Below are 17035 nucleotides of genomic sequence, written 5' to 3'. Positions count from 1 at the left end.
GGGGGGGCGGTGTGCGTTCAGGGGAGAAGCAGGAGGGAGGCCACGTGGCGCGCGCGATGGCGGTCATGTCATCGCGCTGCCATAACGCGCGCGCCGGCGTTCGGCCGCGTATCAGGGGGCGCAGCCGATCCGATCCGGCGCGACCGCCACGTCGTCATACCACATCGTCCGCGCCGGGCCGTGGAAGCCGAGGTAGCCGAAGCTGAACGTCTTGTAGTTGAGCGTCTTCACGCCGGTCTTGTCGATGATCTTGGTGCCGTTGGCGTAGACCTGGACGCCGCCCTTGGCGCCGTCGAAGTAGGCCTCCATGCAGTGCCACTGGTCCTTGGGGAGCTTCACACCGTTGCTCCCGCACCGGGTCTCGCCGCCCGTGGACAGGGTGACCTCGTCGTGCAGGTTCAGCACGAGCTGGCAGTACTGCTCGGCGATCTCCATGTTGTCGCCCAGGTTCGGTTCGCCGTCGCCCGTCATGGCCTGGAAGTAGGCGTTGTGCTCGGACTGCCCGAGATCGACGCTGCTGCGCACGTAGAGCCGGACCCAGAACGTCGAGCCGGGCGACGGGACGGAGAGCATCCTCCAGTCGTAGCCGCTGGCCCCCGGGTTCACGCGCAGCGCGCGCGAGCCGGCGTGGAAGACCGAGGTGTCGATCGCCATGTTCTTCAGCGCATCTTGCGCCTGGTACGAGGGGCGGTAGGTCGCGCCCTCGGGTAGCCCGTCGCCCTCGAAGTCGGAGCAGAACGTCGCGCTCGCCGGGCACCCGCCCGTCGGCGTCCCGCTGCCGGTGCTCGACGTGGCGCTCGTCTCGGGCGTCCCGGTGCTCGTGGTGCTGGTGCTGGTGTCGCCGCCGCCGCCGCTGCTGCTGCTGCTGGTGCTGCCGTTGCTGGTGGTGCTGCCGTTGCTGGTGCTGCCGTTGCTGGTGCTGCCGTTGCTGCTGCTCGCGGCGGGATTGCCCGTGCCCGAGCTCACGCTCGAGGCGCCGCCGGTCCCCGCGCCGCTGCCGCCCGCGCCCCCCGTTTCCGAGGAGTCGCCTGCGCCGTCCGAGCAGCCCGCCGCTGCAGCGGACAGGGCCAGACAGGAGATCCCAACCCAGGTGAAGCGTGCGATTTCGCGATCGAAAGTCATGTTGATGCCCGAAAGGTGATAGGCCCGTTCGCCGGAGCTGTGCGCTGCCGCAGCGCGGCACGTCTGCCGGTGATCCTTAAGAAACTGCCGCTGCGCCGAGGCGCGACCTGCGCTCGACGCGGCTCACAGCTCTAGCAGAATTCGCCGCACGTCGGGAGGCGTTCTTCCGGGTCCAGATGGACCGTAAACTTCTCAGCGGGGCGGCGGGCGCGGACGGCCCGGCGCGGACCGCGGGATCCTGGGCGTGACCGAGCTGTTCGGCCGCCAGCACCGCGGCGAGCGTCTCGCCGACGCAGTCCTCGCGCACGGCCCTCGCGGCGAAGGCGGCGAGGTCCGCGCTCACCGCCACCGCGCCCGTCACAGCGGGAGACAACGTGGATGCACGGAGCGCACATACTCGTCGGCGTCGCCGGTGATCTGAACGACGGCGCTCCCCATCGGGCATTTGACCCCGAAACCCGTGCTGTGCACGTTGCCGATGCCGGGGCCGACATTGATGTTGCCGTCGCCCGTCTTCCACGCCTCGACCGTCTGGCACAGCAGCTCGACCCGGTAAACGTAAGTGTCGACCCAGATGTTGATCCCGACCAGGACCTGGCTCGCAGGGCAGATCACGCTGCCCGGCCCGCCTCCGTTGCCGCCGGCGGTCACGGTCTGGAAGGCGGTGCCCAGGGTGCCGTCGCTGGCGAGCGGCGCGCAGATCAGGCCGATTTGATCGATCGAGCCGCCGCTCCGGCCGTGGACGCCCACAGCCACGTTGCCGCTCCCACAGGCGATGTCGTAAGAGATGTCGCTGCCCGTGCCGCCAGCGCCGCCCGTGCCGCCAGCGCCGCCCGTGCCGCCAGCGCCGCCCGTGCTGCCAGCGCCGCCGGTGCCGCCAGCGCCGCCGGTGCCGCCAGCGCCGCCCATGCCGCCGCCGTCGCTGCCGGCCGTCCCGCCGCCCGCGCCGCCGCCGTCGCTGCCGGCCGTCCCGCCGCCCGCGCCGCCGCCCGTCGCGCCGGCGGAGCCCGAGAAGTCGAGATCGTCGACCCCGGAGATCGCGTTGCATGCCGCGCTCCAGCACACGAAGGCGAGCGCCGCGGCCATGACCGTCACGAGAGGCTTCGTCGTCCGGACTGCTGCGTGTTCTCTCATCAGAAGCTCCCGTGGCGGATGAGCTGGCCGGGCCCGAAGCTCGTCTGGAGGGCCGACGAGGCCGGGGGGCCGAGGCGCGCGGCGGGATCAACCAGGGGGGGTTGGGTTGGCGGCATGAGGTCTCCCCTTCGGGATCGAGGTCTCGGTGCGGGCGATGGTCTGCTTTGCCGAGGCCTGGCTGACCCGGAGGGGGCGGTCGCCGTGCCGGGCGGTCAGCGGCGAGGGCAGCCAGGACGTCCGGCGTGACCATACCTGCGAGAATGGCCGGAAGGAACCTGAACGTCGCCCCGAAGGCCTTTGCGAAAGCGTTGCCGGCGGGCGGCCGGCCCTTGCCGGGGAGGCAAGGGCCGGGGCGTGCGCGGGCGACGCCCCTCTCGCCGCGGATGCATGGCGGCGCCATGGCGGATCTGCGACGGCGCGGGGAGCGCCGGGACGTGTCTGTCAGATGGGTGGGGAGTCGTGCCTGGGACTGAAGAAGCCCGGGCGCGTGGCGCGCGGGATGGCCATCCCGCGCGCGTTCATCATGCGATGCTCAAGGCCGAGCGCTCACTTCATCGACACGTTCACGCTGGCGCTCCCGCTGCTCTGATAGCCCTCCACGACCATCGAGACCTCGTACAGGTTCCCCAGCTTCATCCCCAGGCGATCCCACGCGTTGAAGTGGTTGGCGACGGAGATGGTTCCGCTCGTGCGCTTCTGCTGCCGGACGCTCCAGAACTGATAGAAGGTCTTGGTGCCTTCGATGGACGGCTGGTTGACTCGCTCGGTCCGATAGATGTCATAGGTGCCTCCGTCGCTGGTGACGGTGCCCATGAATCCCTGGCCGCCCGGCGGACGCCAGGTGCCCCAGCTGTCGATGATGTAATACTCGATGAGCGGGCCCTTCGTCCACCCGTAGACGCCCAGGTACGAGTTGCCGTTCGGCCGGTAGTCGGCCGAGTAGGTCACGATCTGGTTCTTCGACCCGGGCCTCAGGCCTTTACGGCCCAGCAGGTTGTTGATGTTGCTCCACTCGACGTTGTAGCCAGTCGCCGTGTTGGTCTGGCATCCGCTCCCGTTGTCCTTCCAGTACTCGAAGGTGTAGCCGCAGTGGGTGCCCGTCTGATTGGCGCAGACCTGCTGGTTGGGTGACGTGCACGTGCTGCCGCCGCCGGAGCCGCCCGACCCGCCGGAGCCGCCCGACCCGCCGGAGCCGCCGGAGCCGCCGGCTCCTCCCCCGCCCGAGCTGCTGCTGGACGAGCTCGAGCTGCTGCTGGAAGAGCTCGAGCTGCTGGACGAGCTCGAGCTGCTGCTCGACGACGAGGCCGAGCTCGAGCCGGTGATCGTGCCGCCGGAGCCGGTGACCGAGGCGATCGTGGGCCGCCCGCTGCCGTTCGCGCAGAAGCCCCACTGCGTCGAGGTGCCAATGCCGACCGCGCCGTTGTGGTCCACGTTCGTGGCGCTGAACTGGCCGTTCGACTCCGTGAACTTCACGTTCCACGGGTTGGGCTTCGTCGAGCCGTTGAGCGCGACGACGACGTTCCAGCCGGTGGTCGCCGGGCTGCGGGAGTTGTTCTTCACCGTCACGTTCGCGCAGTAGCCGCTTCCCCAGTCCGAGGTGACGGCGACGCTCGCCGACATCGAGCGGTCCGCGCTGTCCAGCGCGCCCTCCTGAGCCTCGATGTCCTCGTCGACGATGTTCTCGACGCTGCACGCCAGAAGGCCGCACGCGATCGAAGCGGATAGGTAGCCAAGTAAGGGAACGATGCGCATTTAAGATTCTCCATGATCGGATCGGCGGAGTCGCGGGCCTCTGCTCGAGATGGATCTATGAACCACCGAGACAGACGCGAGCCCTCCGAGCCATTGGTTAAAGTTCAAAATTTCCGGCCAACGTGCTCGTGATCCGGAGATCACCGATGCGCCCGCGGGCCTGCGCCGACCACATGCCTGGCAATCACGATGTTTGTCGGACAGATGCTCACATGCGAACACCCCGTGTGACGGGGCCGGGCATCAACTCGGAAAAAGCAAGAGCAACTCGAACGCGTAGCCGCAAGAAGCAAGTAGCCCCGGCAGGTTCACCCGGAGTCCTCCCCTGTACGATCCTGCAACCGACTGCGGCCCCCGGCCGAGAGCGGTCCGGATGGTCAAGAAGGATTAGAATATTCACACAAACAGGAGGGCAAAGTCAAGACTCTTTTCTAAGTCGCGTTCGCTTTTCCACGGCCCGGCCAGCTGCTTCTTCTTGGCGTGCTGTGGTTGTCTCGCGAGAGCGAGATCCAGTCACGTTGCGCGCGTAGGTCCGAAGATGGAACCTAGATTTGTTCACCCTCCTGGAAAAGAGACGAACACTCGAAAAGCCGGCCTCCGGTTGATCTGACTCATCCGATCTCGTCTCGCGGTGAAACTCCACGAGGAACAGGGCCTGACCGTCGTGGTCGAACTGATGCAGCACCTCTGGCGCGACGATCCTGGGGCGCTCCGGATCCAGCGGCGACTCTCGACCGCCGAGCCCGTCGGTGCGAGAGCGGAGCCGCCTGGAGACCATGTGGAACACACCCCCACACCGGGTCTGGCCGCGTGGTTTGACGAGCCTCTCGGCCGTCAGCCCTTCTCTCCGTCCTTCCGGATCCCGAGCTTCCGCATCTTGCTTTGCAGCGTCGTCGGCTTCAGCCCAAGCGCCGCCGCGGCCCCGTCCTCGCCGTAGATCTTCCCGCCTGCGGCCCGCAGCGCGTCCTCGATGCAGCGCTGAGCGGCCTCTCGGTACGTCATCACGCGCCCTGTCGCGCCGGGCGCCGCGGAGAGCGGCGCTGACAGGATGAGCTCGTCTCCGGTCGACATCACCATCGACCGCTCGATCACGTTCTCCAGCTCCCGCACGTTGCCCGGCCAGCCGTGCGCCCAGAGCCGCGCCATCGACTCCGCGCTCACCCGCGGCGGCGTCCGGCCGAAGCTCGCCGCCACCTTCTCCACGATGACGCGCGTGAGCGGCTCCAGGTCCTCTGGCCGCTCCCGCAGCGGGGGGACGATGATCGGGAATACCTGCAGCCGATAATAGAGGTCCTCGCGGAACGCTCCGCTCGCCACCATGTCCTCGAGCGGCCGGTGCGTCGCGGCGATCACGCGCACCGAGACGCGCACCGCGCCCTCGCCGCCGACGCGCTCGATCTCGCCCTCCTGGAGCACGCGCAGGAGCTTCGCTTGCGCCGCCCTGGGCAGCTCGCCGACCTCGTCGAGCAGCAGCGTCCCGCCGCTCGCGCGCTCGAACAGCCCGAGGTGCCGCGCCGCGGCGCCCGTGAACGCGCCGCGCTCGTGTCCGAACAGGGCGCTCTCGACGAGCCCCTCGGGCAGCGCTCCGCAGTTGACCGCGAGGAACGGCCGCTCCGCGCGGCGCGACAGCGCGTGGATGCGGCGCGCGATCACCTCCTTGCCCGTGCCCGTCTCGCCGCGCACCAGCACGGTCGTGTCCTGCCGCGCGACGAGCGGCACCATCTGCTGGAAGATCGCCCGCATCGCCGGGCCCACCGCGACCACCTCCCTCGGCAGGGCGACGCGATCGAGCTCCTCCTTGAGCGTCCGCTTCTCCCCCTGCGCGCGGCGCGCGATGGCCGCGACGCGCCCGAGGACCTGCACCTGACGCAGCGCCACGGCGAGCAGGCGACCGATCGCCTCGAGCAGGGCGGGCGAGACGTCGAGCGCCGCGCCGCCGCCGAGCGCCATCGTGGCGCAGCCGACGGCGCCCTCCGCGTCGCGGAGCGCGAAGACGGCGAGCGTCTCGCCGCCCGCGCCGCGCCGGACCTCCGGCGCGCCCGGCGCGGCCGCGCCGCGGCGCAGATCGAGCCGCCGCAGCGGGAGATGGCGCGAGAGCGCGGCGCTCACCGCGGGGACGAGCGTCGCCTCGGTGTGCGCGCGGGCCGAGGCCTCGCCGAGGTCGGCGAGCAGGAGAAGGGCGTGATCGGCGGAGGCGGTCATCGTGCGCGGAGCGAGGCCGACGAAATGGCGTTGCGCGGCACCGTAGGGGCGTTGCCTGGACCGCACAAGGCCGGCGAAAGCCCGGGAAAAGCCGCTCGGGCCGCGGGCACGCGCCCTGCTCCCTGCCGGAGGAGGGAGAGGAGAGCGCGCGGACGACCGCGCCACGGAAAGGAACCCTCATGGCCTACGTCATCGCCGAGCCCTGCGTCGCCACGTGTGATACCGCCTGTGTCCCTGTCTGCCCCGTGGACTGCATCCACGGCCCGCTCGCGGCGGACGAGATCTCGCGCATCCCCGAGGGAGAGCGGAAGACACGCCTCGCCGGTCTCCAGCTCTACATCGATCCCGAGTCGTGCATCTGCTGCGGCGCCTGCGAGAACGAGTGCCCGGTGGGCGCCATCTTCGATGAAGACGAGCTGCCGGCCGAGTGGCAGCGCTACCGGGAGATCAACGCGCGCTTCTTCGACGACCGCGCGAAGGAGCGCGCTCCGGAGGAGACCTGAGCGCGGGCCGGGAGCGGCCGATAGCGACGAGCGACGCGAGGAGAGGCGGAGGTGGCCGCGGGGCATTGACAGCCCAGAGTCGCCGCGATGTCATGCGCCTCTCTTCCACGTGCTCCGCCCACCGGTCAGCTTCCAGGCGCGCGCGATGTGCATCGGGCTCTGCTGTGCGGCGCTCGCGTGCATGGCGCCGCCCGGCCCGAAGGGCGTGCTTCCCTTTCTCGCGTCTCCGGCGGGGCTGGGCGTCGCTGCGCTGGCGCTCATGGCGCTGGGGACGTCGATCGAGGACCTCGGCAGGATCCGGCGCATCCGCGCCGGCGTGGGCCTCTGTGTCGTGGCCGCCGCGCTCGTCGCGGCCGGCGCGCTGTGGGGCGCCGCGCTGCCCGCGCTCAAGCCGTCGCTCGCCTGGTTCGCCTGGCTTCTTTATGGCGCCGGCGCGATCGGCGTCGCCCTCGCGCTCCGGCGCGATATCGCCGTCTTCCGCGATCCGCGTCACGGTCAAGCCGTCCGCCTGGAGTCGATCTCGGCCGATGCCGTTCGTCTCACCGCCAACGGGGCTCCGGTAACCATCCCCGCCGCTCAGATCCGCAGCGTGAGCCTCGGCGCCAGCCTTGAAGGGCGGGGCGTCTTCGTCCTCGTCGGCAGCCGGGACAAGGTGATCGGCGACGCGCGCGCGCTGCCCTGGGTCGCCGCCCATCGGGACGGCGATACCTTCGTCTTGACCGAGCACCAGGCGGCGCTCGACGCAGAGGTCCTGGCCGTGCGGCTGCACGAGGCAGCTTCCGCCAGCGGAGGGGATTATCGATGAAGGCGAGCGAACACGCGGCGGACGGCGCTCTCGAGATCCCGCTCCGCCGTCCCTACCTGGAGCTCCTCCTGAGCGCCTTCTTCTTTGCGGTCTGCGCGGCGGTCCTCACCCATCGGGCACAGACGAACGACCGCGGCCTGATCCTGAACGGGATCCTCCATTTCGAGCCTGGAGGCGCCGACGTGTTCTACGCGGTGCTGGCGACCCTGTCAGGGGCCTTCTGCGCGCTCGGCGTCCTCGTCGCCGCGCGGTTTGCGGCGCTCAAGGAGTTCCGGATCGTCCTTGGCCCTCGATCGATCACCTTGCCGTCGATGCATCCGCTCCGTGGCGCGCGGGAGGTCACCGTGCCGCTCGATCGCGTCGAGTCCGTGGAGCTGCAGCCGCCGGCCAAGCCGATCACGCTGGTGATCCGCGAGGACGATCGCTCCCATAACATCCCGCAGCGCTGGCTCACCAAGGGCTGGCCGGCCGAGGAGGTCGCCGGCGCGATCATCGCGCGCGTGCGGGGGTCGCAAGCGGGGCAGCGCGCCGGCGGGTAGCGCGCTGCATATCGTCGGATCTCGGCCGCGACGCGGTAGTAGGATGGCGCCCGATCACGAGGAGGCACTCATGAAGGCCGCGGCCGCGCTGGTGAAGGACATTCGCGAAGAGCTCCGGAGCATCGACGATCAGCTGAGGGCTCACCCCTATCCGGACGCCATCGAGCTGGGAGAGGTCACCGTCGAGGGATTGAGGGCCTTCCCGGGCCACCAGCACCACGTGGTGCTCAGCGACCTGCGCTCGATGGCGATGATGCTCCAGCGCTTCGGGGACACGCCCTGGCGCGATTTCTGGAGCGGTGTCCTCCAGGGCGAGCTCGTGGCGCCGGACGGGATCGCTGCCATGGGCCGGAAGCTCGGCATGACGAAGGACGACCTGGATCGGTACGAGGTCACCGCGGAGGGGTTCGCGTATGCCGTCCAGATGGCCTGGGCGGCGGCCAACGCCTCGGCGGCCGAGATCGCGTGCGCCCTGCTCATCAACTTCCCTGCCTGGGGGTTCAACTGCGGCAGGATGGGGAAGGCGCTCCGCGACCGGTACGGCTTCGGCCCGGAGCACACCGCCTTCCTGGACGCGTTCGCGGCCCTGCCATCGTTCGAGGACACCGCGGTCGCCATCATTCAGGACGGGCTCGACCGCGGCGTGGAGCCCCGCGCGATCCGCCGCACGACCAGGCTATTTCAGGCGTATGAGAAGATGTTCTGGGACGCGATGATGGCGCTGGGAGCGCAGAAGGCGAGCGGCTAGCTAGCGCCGCCCTTCCTCGCGCTCACACCCGTACTTCTCGCGGATCTCCGCCGCCATCCTGTGAATCACCGCGCCGGCGTCGGCGCGCACGTGCAGCTCCAGCCCCGGCATCAGCTCCACGCGCCGCCACGCCCGGCCGAGCTCCTCCGTATCCGCGCGCTCTCCCGCGCCCGGCGCTGCGCTCTCGGGTGGCTCCGGCGGCAGCACCTCCTTCGCCAGCTCCTCGAGCGAGATCGCGGCGAGCTTCCGCTTGATCTCCGGGAGCAGCAGGTTGTGCTCGCGCAGCTTCTTGATCGCGAGCGCCCGCACGAGGTGCTCGCGGCCGTACGTCGTGCGGCGGCCGTGGAACGCGGGCTTGTCCATCAGACCCTCCGCGAACCAGTGCTTGATCGTGCCGGTGCTGACACCGGCCGCGCGCGCCAGCTCGACGGCGCTGTAGCCGCGCGGGGCGACAGGGGGCGTGGGGACCAGGGGCATCGAGATATCCTAGCCAAAAAACAAGACAAAAGTCGACAGAATCTAGATAATTGTTTCTGGTTTCCAGGTGGATGGACGCTCCAACGAGAGATTAACCATAGAAATCTAGCTAATATCAAGCATGAACCAAAGAATACTCTCAAAAAACCAGGATGATGCGCCCTGAATCCAGAGAAGCGGCTCAAGGATCGAGCGAATCGAGTCGCCCCGATCGTGCTGGTCGGGTCGACGAGGGCGGCCGGCGCGGGCGGTGGTACACCCTGCCGTCATGACGACGACGGGCGCGCCGCAATCCATCTACCTCCCCAGGGTCTACGAGGCACCCGACCTCGCGGACCTCCACGATCTCATCGACGCGCACTCCTTCGGCATGCTCATCGCGCCCGGGGAGGACGGCGTGCCCATGATCGCGCACCTGCCGTTCCTTCTGGAGCGCGACAGCGGCCCTCACGGCACCTTGCTCGCGCACGTCGCGCGGGCCAACCCGATCCGGCGCGCGCTCGACGGGAGCACGCCGGTCCTGGCCGTCTTCCGCGGGTCGCACGGGTACATCTCGCCCGGGTGGTACGCCTCGCGCGACGACGTGCCGACCTGGAACTACGCCGTCGTCCACGCGCACGGCGCGCCGCGGGCCATCGAGGACCACGACGCGCTCCTCGCGCTGCTCGCGCGCCTCTCCGACGTGAACGAGCGCGGGCAGCCCGAGCCCTGGAGCGTCGCGGAGCTCTCGCCGGAGAAGCGATCCACGCTGCTCCCCGCGATCGTCGGCTTCTCGATGGAGATCACGCGGATCGAGGGCAAGCTCAAGCTCTCGCAGAACCGCCGCCCCGAGGATCGCGACGGCGCCATCGCCGGGCTGCGCGCGCGGGGCACGCCCGACGACCGCGCGCTCGCGCAGGCGATGGAGCGCGCCCGCCGCCGCTGAGCCGTCCGCCTTCGCGCGCTCGCGACCTCCACGATCCCCGCGACCGGACAGGGAATGACGAAGCAGTACGTCGATGCAGTGATCCAAGGGGACTTTCAGGATGCCCAGCGCATCTTCGAGCGGCTTCCACAGGAGGGGCGCCTGCGCTCGCTTGATCCCGGGCAGATCCTGGTCGAGCACAGGGCCAACCATCACGATCGTGTACTTACCTGGCTTGGCGTCGAGGGAATGAAAGGCGCTTGGCGTGCTGCAGTGAACGGGAGGTGGGTCCTCTACGGTTTCGACGATAACATCGTCTTGAGCCGATGCGTCTCCGCTGATGACCAGCAGGCTTTGGCGCGCCACGGGTTTGTGGACTGATGAGTCAGGAACGTCTTCCCGTGTGGCAGTCGTCCGTCTGACCCCCTCCTGCCCCGAGCGCGAGCCCCCAGCGGACCTTCGCTCACGTGTCCGGTTGCGCGCCACGATCGGCATCGGCGGGGCCCGCTCCCCGCCGCCGTTCCAGTCGAGCGCCGGGGGGCCGCGGGGCGCCGCGCTCACGGCGGAGCGGCGCTTCCTCGGAGCGCGCCGGGGCAGTCCACACGCCGGAGGGGAGAGAAAGGTCGCGCCGACGGTAGCAAGCCGCATTGATGACGCGCCCGGATACAACAGGTGCGGAGATCCGCGGAGACCGAACCGTATTGCCCCTGGCCGGCACTGTCGGAGATGGCGGCCGAGGTGGCACAGGACCGGAGCAGGCGAGAACCAGCGCCAGCAGGCCGAAAGCGAGCCAGACGATGAGAGGATAGCCCGCGCAAATCCGTTCCGACCCGTCAAGAATTCCCCGCCGACGACCGGCAGTTGACATAACGTACAAAACGTGCCGATCCGCTGAACCGCCTAGGTCCTTCTGCGCTCGCGCTCGTGCCGGCAAAGCTCGGGCCCGACCGCCCGTCAGCGGATCGTCGCGTAAAGGAGGTTGAAGCACATCTCATCGTTCGAACCCTCACCATACTTCGTCGTCTCCGTACGGCTCCGCGTGTCGAAGCCGCATGTGATGCTGAGGATGTCGGCGCCCTTCAATTCGAGCGGCGCCTCGTACCACCACAGGTTCTGCCAGTGGAAGTTCCAGCGGTCGACGTCCGTGAAGCACACATCCACGCCATCCACCTTCGCCACAGTCCGCTGGGTCTGACCGATATAGTGCATGTGGGGTAGTGCGCCCCAGATTCGAAGTCCCTTGAAGGCGGGATCGGCGAAGCTCGGGTGCATCGCCGACAAGGCAAGCTCGCGCTTCACCTCGACAAGCTGCTGGCCGGGCGGCAACGAGATGTCCTCGGCGGCGATGTCGATATAGAATCCCGTTGTCAGCGCTGCATCCCCGCTCAATTGAAGCTGGATCTTCGAACGATCCACGAACGGGCCGCCACCCGGTGGGACATTGTAGTGCATCTGTACGACCAGCTTGCGACCCGCCGCGTAGCGGATCCCCGTCCCCTCGGGGAACGCGTTCGCGCCGGCTCCTGGAACCCAGATTGCCAAGAGCTCAACCCGGTCGACGCCAACCCCACCGAAGCACGTGTACCCGGGCCCCGCCTCGGCTGCGTCCAGAGCGGCCGCCTCCGCCTCCGCCTCGCCGTCCGCCAGCTCGAAGAGCGCCACGTGGTGAACGACGCGCGATTCGCCTGGCTGGATATCGTAACCGGTGATGAACGTGTCCGCGTGAATCCCGGGATCGACCATGAAGCAATGGTAATCGTCCAGCTCGCCCGGATGAGGCTGAGGCGTGTAGTCGACGCCGATATCGAGCTGCGCGAGCTCCCCCGTGAGCTTGAGCGTGTTGTCCTCAGGCGGCGGCGCGGCAGCCCGATCGCCGAGCGGAGCGCCAGCTGCGGACCAGCGTCGGAACAGGTCAATCTCTTCGTCGCTCAGCCAGTGGGCGTTCTTGTAGGTGTTGCACGTTCCGTCGTTGCTGACCGGCATCGGCGGCATTCGCCGAGCCTCCGTGGCGGCCGCCGCGGCCCCGGCCATCTGCTGCGCGACCGTCGGGTCTGAGAGAGAGAAGCGCCCAATACCGCCCACCCGATGGCAGCCGGCGCACTCCCTGTTCACCAGTGGGGCGATGTCCTCGTAATAGGTAGGCTCGTTCCCGCCGACGGGGCTCGGTGTTGGAACGTCCCGTCCTGAGACGTCCTCGCCGCCGCAACCGGCGCCCCCTAGGAGCGCGAACAGCGTCAGCATCGCGATGCTGTAAAATTTCATGCCGTCCTCCACGGCGTGGATTTTGGGCACTCCCGTGTCACCCTTGAAGGACCCGATGCGACATTCTACGGACAGTTCGCGACAGGACGCCGACCGAACGCCCGCGGAAGAGCCGCACACGTCGAGCTCGATGGACACACGCGGCCCCCGAAAGCGGGCAGTTCGGCTGGACGCCACGCTGCCGTCCGTGGAGACGATATACGCGAGCCGAATCTCGCCCTTCGTGCGGTATGCGTCACGCGCTGGCTGGTCCGAGGACGCGCTCGCTGAGATGTGCCGCCGCCACGGCGTCAGCCGCGCCGCGCTCGACAGCCTCACGGCCCGCGTCCCAGCAGACGGCGCGTTCGCGCTCGTTCAGGAGATCTGCGCCGCCAGCGAGGACGACAACCTCGGACTCCACCTCGCCCTCGAGGCGAGCGCGAGCTGGATGTCCATCCTCGGTGTCCTCGGGATGAGCCTCACGAACCTCCGCGAGGCGCTCGAGGTCTGTTGCGGGTACGCTGGCCGCATGAACACCAGCGCCGCCATGAACATTTTTGTGAATGAAAGCGGCCAGGCCCATATTCGATGCAACCCCGCGCTGCACGAGCCGCGTCATTTCGCCGAGGCGAACCTGGGTGCCACCCTCACGATACTCTGCCGCTTCACAGGCACGACGATCAAGGCCCATCGGGTGTGCTTCCGCCATGCGGCGCCCGCGGCCCTGACCGACCATGTCTCGCTCTTCGGGACGACCGACCTGCGCTTCCGAGCGCCTATCAGTGAGCTCGTACTCCCGGCGTACGCGCTCGAACTCCCGCTCCGCAACGCTGATCCAGCCCTGGCGGCGTACCTGCGCAGCCAGGTAGATACGCTGCTCGAAGCGATGGGTGGAGACGATATCGCCGGCGCGGTCCGGCGATGTCTGCGCGACGCCCTCGAGCGGGGCGCAAAGCCGTCGATCGGCGGCGTGGCGCGCAGCTTCAAGACGACGAGCCGCACCTTGCAACGACGCCTCGCCGACGCCGGGGTCCAGTTCTCCGCCCTCCTGGAGCACGTCCGCTGCGAGCAGGCCATGACGCTCCTACAGCGCCCGCAGGCCAATCTCGACGATGTCGCCGAGCGCGTCGGCTTCTCCGACGTGCGCTCGTTCCGCCGCGCCTTGAAGCGCCTGACCGGCCGGACGCCGTCAGAGCTCCGTCGGTACGATCACGATGACGCCGCGCCGTGACTGCCCAGCGCTGTGCGCTCCCGACGAGCATGACGTCGAGGAGCACCTCGTCGCCGATCTTCACCCGCTGTCGGTGATCATCGCGTCCCGCGTAGGGCCGGTGAAGACCGCGGCCCCATGATCGCCAGCGTTCACCGTTCACCGCCGGCACCCTGAACCGCGCCGTCGCCCTTGGGGATGAGGAGGCGGCGCGGATCATTCACGAGGCGATCGGTCGACTGCTCGGCCTGGTGCCAGCACGGGAGGGGAGAGAAAGGTCGCGCCGACCGTAGCAAGCCGCAGCATTGACGAGGCGCCCGGATAGGACAGGTGCGGAGATCCGCGGAAACCGAACCGTCTTGGCCTTGGCCGGCACCGTCGGAGATGGCGGCCGCGGTGGCACAGGACCGGAGCAGGCGAGAACCTGCGCTGGCAGCACGATGGCGAGCCAGAGCAGGTTCTCGTGCCAATCCTTGCTCTCGCAGGGCCTCGTTACGGCAACGGTCACGCTGCTCGCGAGCTGACGGCTGCCGCGTAGGCGATCGCGCTCTGCAGGCGCTTCCGGCCGCCGGCGGCGCTCACGACGACGTCGCGAATCCCGGCTTCGCGATCTTCCTGCAGAGCTTGATGGCGCCCTGAGGGCCGCGCTCACCTCAGCGTGAGTGTTGCGGTCGCCAGCGTGGTGCCCTCGGCGGTGCGCACGACGCCCGAAAGCGTGCGTGGACAGCTCGAGAAAGACTTCACCAGCACGGAGGCGGTGTAGCGCGTGGGCTCGCCGGGGTTTCCCGGTCGGAACGAGGTCATGTAGTGGGCCAGTCCCTCGAACTCGAGGAGACCCGCTGGGTGCGTCCCCCCGTGGCCGAATGTCAGGACCTGACCGTCCGCGACGAGCTCGACGATCAGACCGAAAGTGCGGCTCATCGTCGGAAGGCATGGGCCCAACCCGGGCCCAAGCGTCATGCCCTGGGGGGAGCTCGCCGTGATCGAGACGTCGCGTCGGGCCGGGGTGATCGCCTCGCTCGCCAGCACCCTGAGCCGCGCCGTCGCCCTCGGGGACGAGGCGGCGGCCCGGGTCGTTCACGAGGCGATCGGTCGGCTGCTCGGGCTGCCGGTGGCACCGGAGGGGTGACCGAGCTTAGGCCGAACGTCGAACCCCGCGCTCGCGAACACCACCCGCACGAAAAGGCAGCCTGAACTCCTGCCAATCGGGTCCCACGGTGAGCGCCCGCGAGGGCAGCGTCGACCTCAGGGAGCGGGGGTGAAGGCGACGGTGAGCGTGTAGGGGCCGCTGTTGATCGACGTGTAGGTGTCGACGATGACGAACAGGGGCTCGCCGCCGGTGACCTCGATCACGAGCGTCTCGTCATGGCCGCGGCCTTCTTCGTCGACGCACGCGAGCTCGGAGCCGAAGTCCGCGCAGCTCTCGCGCAGGTAGATGCCCAGGTCGGTCTCGGCGGACAGCGTCAGCGTGAGCGTGCCGTCGCTCGGCGGCGTGAACGTGTGGATCGTCTCCGGCACGTCCCATCCGAGGCAGCTGCCCTCGAACACCGAGGTGCCGGTCGCCGTGTTGCCCGTGTTCTCGCCGATCACGAGCTCGACCGCGTTCTCGCACAGCACGTCGGGCTCGTAGGTGCACGTGGCGGAGCAGCCATCGCCGCTCATGGTGTTGCCGTCGTCGCACTGCTCGGCCGAGCCGACGGCGCCGTCGCCGCAGACGATCGGCGTGAAGCTGACGTTCAGCGTGTAGGGACCGGCCTCCCCCGGCTCATAGGAGTCGACGACGATCGGCACGGTCTGGCCGTCGCTCACGTGGATCTCGATCCGCTCTTCGTCGGGCAAACCATCGTAGGGGTAGTTCTCGTCGGAGCAGTCGATCTCGGAGAGCATGTCCGCGCACGAGCTACGGGCGTAGACGCTATGCTCGGTCGGCGACTCGAGCTCGACCACGAGCGTGCCCGACTGCCCGGCGGGCGGCGTGAACAGGTGGATCTCTTCCGGTCCGTGCCCCGCGTTGCCGAGGTAGCAGGTCCCTTCCAGCCCCCTCGTGCCCCCCGACGTGTCGCCGTGGATCGTCGTCGAGACGATCGGTGTCGCGCTCGCGCAGGCGGCCTCGGCGATCGGGGTGCAGGTCGCGGCGCAGTCGGTGTCCGCGCAGTCGTAGGACCCGTCCCCGTCGTCGTCCTCGTGGTTCGCGCAGTCCGTCTCGCCTGGCGTGCAGGCGCCGCTCAGGGGGTCGCACACGCCGAGCGAGGGGCACTGCGCGTTCGATGTGCACCTCGGGACGCAGGCCCGGATGCCGCCGCCGATGTCCTCGCAGGCATAACCGTCGCGGCACTCCGACGACGCGCTGCAGAGCGCCAGGCACGCGCCCACGCCATCGAAGAGATCAAGACAGACCCCGCCGTCGCACTCTCCGCCCGGCGTTGGCTCGGCCGCGGGCTCACACAGGTCCGAGCAGAGCCCGGACGGGTACCCAAGTTCCTCCTCGGAGAGGCAGATGTCCCCGGTGCACGCATCGTCCGTCGCGCAGGCCTCGTACAGCGCGCCCGCCGGCCCGCCGCCGCCGCCGGTTGGCTCGGCGCCGCCGCCGCCTCCGCCGCCACCGGTGCCGGTGGGCTCGGCGCCGCCGCCGCCGCCGGTGGGCTCGGCGCCGCCAGCACCGCCACCGCCGGCGGGCTCGGCGCCGCCGCCGCCGCCTCCGCCGCCACCGGTGCCGCCGCCGCCGCCTCCGCCGCCACCGGCGCCGGTGCCGGTGGGCTCGGCGCCGCCGCCACCGCCGGTGGGCTCGGCGCCGCCGCCGCCGCCGGTGGGCTCGGCGCCGCCGCCGCCGCCTCCGCCGCCGGTGCCGGCTGGCTCGGCGCCGCCGCCGGTGCCGGTGGGCTCGGCGCCGCCGCCGGTGCCGGTGGGCTCGGCGCCGCCGCCGCCGCCGGTGGGCTCGGCGCCGCCGCCGGTGCCGGTGGGCTCGGCGCCGCCGCCACCGCCTCCGCCGGTGCCAGTTGCGGTGCTCGTGGCGTCGACGCCGCCGCCACCGCCAGCGCCGCCGGCGCCGCCATTGCCGCCGGCGCCGCCCTGGCCGTCATCGTCTCCGCAGCCCGCGGCAGCCGACAGCGCCAGCACGAAAAGACCTGCAACGAGTCGTACGTTCATCCACCTGCTCCAACGCAAGAGAGAGAGCTGTCGTGACGCGACGTGGGCCTCACCCCACGGCGCAGCGTGATGCCATCTTCGGCACAACCGATCCGCCTGGCAAACCCCCTTTCATGAAGGCCGCCTGCCTCCGCCGCGCGCCAGTGCGCGCGGCCGCCGGATCCGGGCGTGGCTGCGCATCGCACGGAGAATCGCGCGCGGAGCGCACAATGCGCCTGGATCGTCTGCTGAGAGGGCTGCTCTTCTTTCAT

At 69.7% G+C, this 17035-nt stretch carries 17 protein-coding genes; 9 read left to right on the top strand and 8 right to left on the bottom strand.

Going from position 1 to position 17035, the window contains the following annotated elements; all coding sequences use genetic code 11:
- Positions 1-111: 111 nt before the first annotated feature.
- The 4 genes from WMF39_RS30550 to WMF39_RS30535 form a co-directional block, all read right to left on the bottom strand.
- A complete protein-coding gene (locus tag WMF39_RS30550) occupies positions 112-1122 on the bottom strand; it encodes a hypothetical protein (RefSeq protein ID WP_437740019.1) in 1011 nt (336 codons plus the stop codon).
- A gap of 357 nt (positions 1123-1479) precedes the next feature.
- On the bottom strand, positions 1480-2256 hold the full coding sequence (locus WMF39_RS30545) for a hypothetical protein (protein ID WP_437740018.1): 777 nt from the start codon (positions 2254-2256) through the stop codon (positions 1480-1482).
- 546 nt (positions 2257-2802) lie between these two features.
- Positions 2803-4008, bottom strand: coding sequence for a glycoside hydrolase family 11 protein (locus WMF39_RS30540; RefSeq protein WP_437740017.1), 1206 nt, complete (start codon positions 4006-4008; stop codon positions 2803-2805).
- A gap of 834 nt (positions 4009-4842) precedes the next feature.
- Positions 4843-6210 carry a sigma-54 interaction domain-containing protein gene (locus tag WMF39_RS30535; protein ID WP_437740016.1) on the bottom strand — a complete coding sequence of 456 codons (1368 nt, stop codon included), beginning with the start codon at positions 6208-6210 and terminating at the stop codon, positions 4843-4845.
- 179 nt (positions 6211-6389) lie between these two features.
- On the opposite strand from WMF39_RS30535, the gene WMF39_RS30530 reads away from it, so the two are divergent.
- From WMF39_RS30530 to WMF39_RS30515, 4 genes are all read left to right on the top strand, one after another.
- A complete protein-coding gene (locus WMF39_RS30530; RefSeq protein ID WP_012238179.1) occupies positions 6390-6713 on the top strand; it encodes a 4Fe-4S dicluster domain-containing protein in 324 nt (107 codons plus the stop codon).
- Positions 6714-6822: 109 nt separating this feature from the next.
- Positions 6823-7518 (top strand): hypothetical protein, encoded by a 696-nt coding sequence (locus WMF39_RS30525; protein WP_437740015.1) that lies wholly within the window; start codon positions 6823-6825, stop codon positions 7516-7518.
- Positions 7515-8057 carry a hypothetical protein gene (locus WMF39_RS30520; protein WP_437740014.1) on the top strand — a complete coding sequence of 181 codons (543 nt, stop codon included), beginning with the start codon at positions 7515-7517 and terminating at the stop codon, positions 8055-8057. Before WMF39_RS30525 ends, WMF39_RS30520 begins: the two co-directional genes overlap by 4 nt.
- Positions 8058-8127: 70 nt before the next feature.
- Positions 8128-8805 carry a hypothetical protein gene (locus WMF39_RS30515; protein WP_437740013.1) on the top strand — a complete coding sequence of 226 codons (678 nt, stop codon included), beginning with the start codon at positions 8128-8130 and terminating at the stop codon, positions 8803-8805.
- Here the strand turns inward: WMF39_RS30515 and WMF39_RS30510 are convergent, their stop codons facing one another.
- Positions 8806-9282 (bottom strand): helix-turn-helix domain-containing protein, encoded by a 477-nt coding sequence (locus WMF39_RS30510; protein WP_437740012.1) that lies wholly within the window; start codon positions 9280-9282, stop codon positions 8806-8808. It lies immediately after the preceding gene.
- 268 nt (positions 9283-9550) lie between these two features.
- On the opposite strand from WMF39_RS30510, the gene WMF39_RS30505 reads away from it, so the two are divergent.
- Entirely contained in the window at positions 9551-10207 is a 657-nt protein-coding gene (locus tag WMF39_RS30505; RefSeq protein ID WP_437740011.1) for an FMN-binding negative transcriptional regulator, read from the top strand.
- Positions 10208-10261: 54 nt separating this feature from the next.
- Positions 10262-10567 (top strand): hypothetical protein, encoded by a 306-nt coding sequence (locus tag WMF39_RS30500; RefSeq protein ID WP_437740010.1) that lies wholly within the window; start codon positions 10262-10264, stop codon positions 10565-10567.
- Positions 10568-11140: 573 nt separating this feature from the next.
- On the opposite strand, the gene WMF39_RS30495 is transcribed toward WMF39_RS30500, so the two are convergent.
- Positions 11141-12460 (bottom strand): hypothetical protein, encoded by a 1320-nt coding sequence (locus tag WMF39_RS30495; RefSeq protein WP_437740009.1) that lies wholly within the window; start codon positions 12458-12460, stop codon positions 11141-11143.
- On the opposite strand from WMF39_RS30495, the gene WMF39_RS30490 reads away from it, so the two are divergent.
- Together WMF39_RS30490 and WMF39_RS30485 are read left to right on the top strand one after the other, a co-directional pair.
- Positions 12447-13658, top strand: a complete 1212-nt coding sequence (locus WMF39_RS30490) for an AraC family transcriptional regulator ligand-binding domain-containing protein (RefSeq protein ID WP_437740008.1) — start codon at positions 12447-12449, stop codon at positions 13656-13658. The two genes, WMF39_RS30495 and WMF39_RS30490, sit on opposite strands and share 14 nt — an antisense overlap.
- The gene (locus WMF39_RS30485; protein WP_437740007.1) at positions 13642-13779 is read left to right on the top strand and encodes a hypothetical protein; all 138 of its coding nucleotides are present in this window, start codon (positions 13642-13644) and stop codon (positions 13777-13779) included. The genes WMF39_RS30490 and WMF39_RS30485 overlap by 17 nt, the downstream gene beginning before the upstream one ends.
- A 506-nt stretch (positions 13780-14285) precedes the next feature.
- Here the strand turns inward: WMF39_RS30485 and WMF39_RS30480 are convergent.
- Positions 14286-14558, bottom strand: coding sequence for a hypothetical protein (locus WMF39_RS30480; protein WP_437740006.1), 273 nt, complete (start codon positions 14556-14558; stop codon positions 14286-14288).
- Positions 14559-14616: 58 nt separating this feature from the next.
- Between WMF39_RS30480 and WMF39_RS30475 the strand changes: the two genes are divergently transcribed.
- Entirely contained in the window at positions 14617-14766 is a 150-nt protein-coding gene (locus tag WMF39_RS30475; protein ID WP_437740005.1) for a hypothetical protein, read from the top strand.
- Between the two features lie 116 nt (positions 14767-14882).
- On the opposite strand, the gene WMF39_RS30470 is transcribed toward WMF39_RS30475, so the two are convergent.
- Entirely contained in the window at positions 14883-16784 is a 1902-nt protein-coding gene (locus WMF39_RS30470; protein ID WP_437740004.1) for a DUF4215 domain-containing protein, read from the bottom strand.
- Between the last annotated feature and the right edge of the window lie 251 nt (positions 16785-17035).

This window comes from Sorangium sp. So ce1504 (genome assembly GCF_051521635.1).
In the GTDB taxonomy this organism is placed as follows: Bacteria; Myxococcota_A; Polyangia; order Polyangiales; family Polyangiaceae; genus Sorangium; species Sorangium cellulosum_B.
Note: the sequence above shows the minus strand (reverse complement) of the source record. Positions and strands in the feature narration are given on the sequence as shown.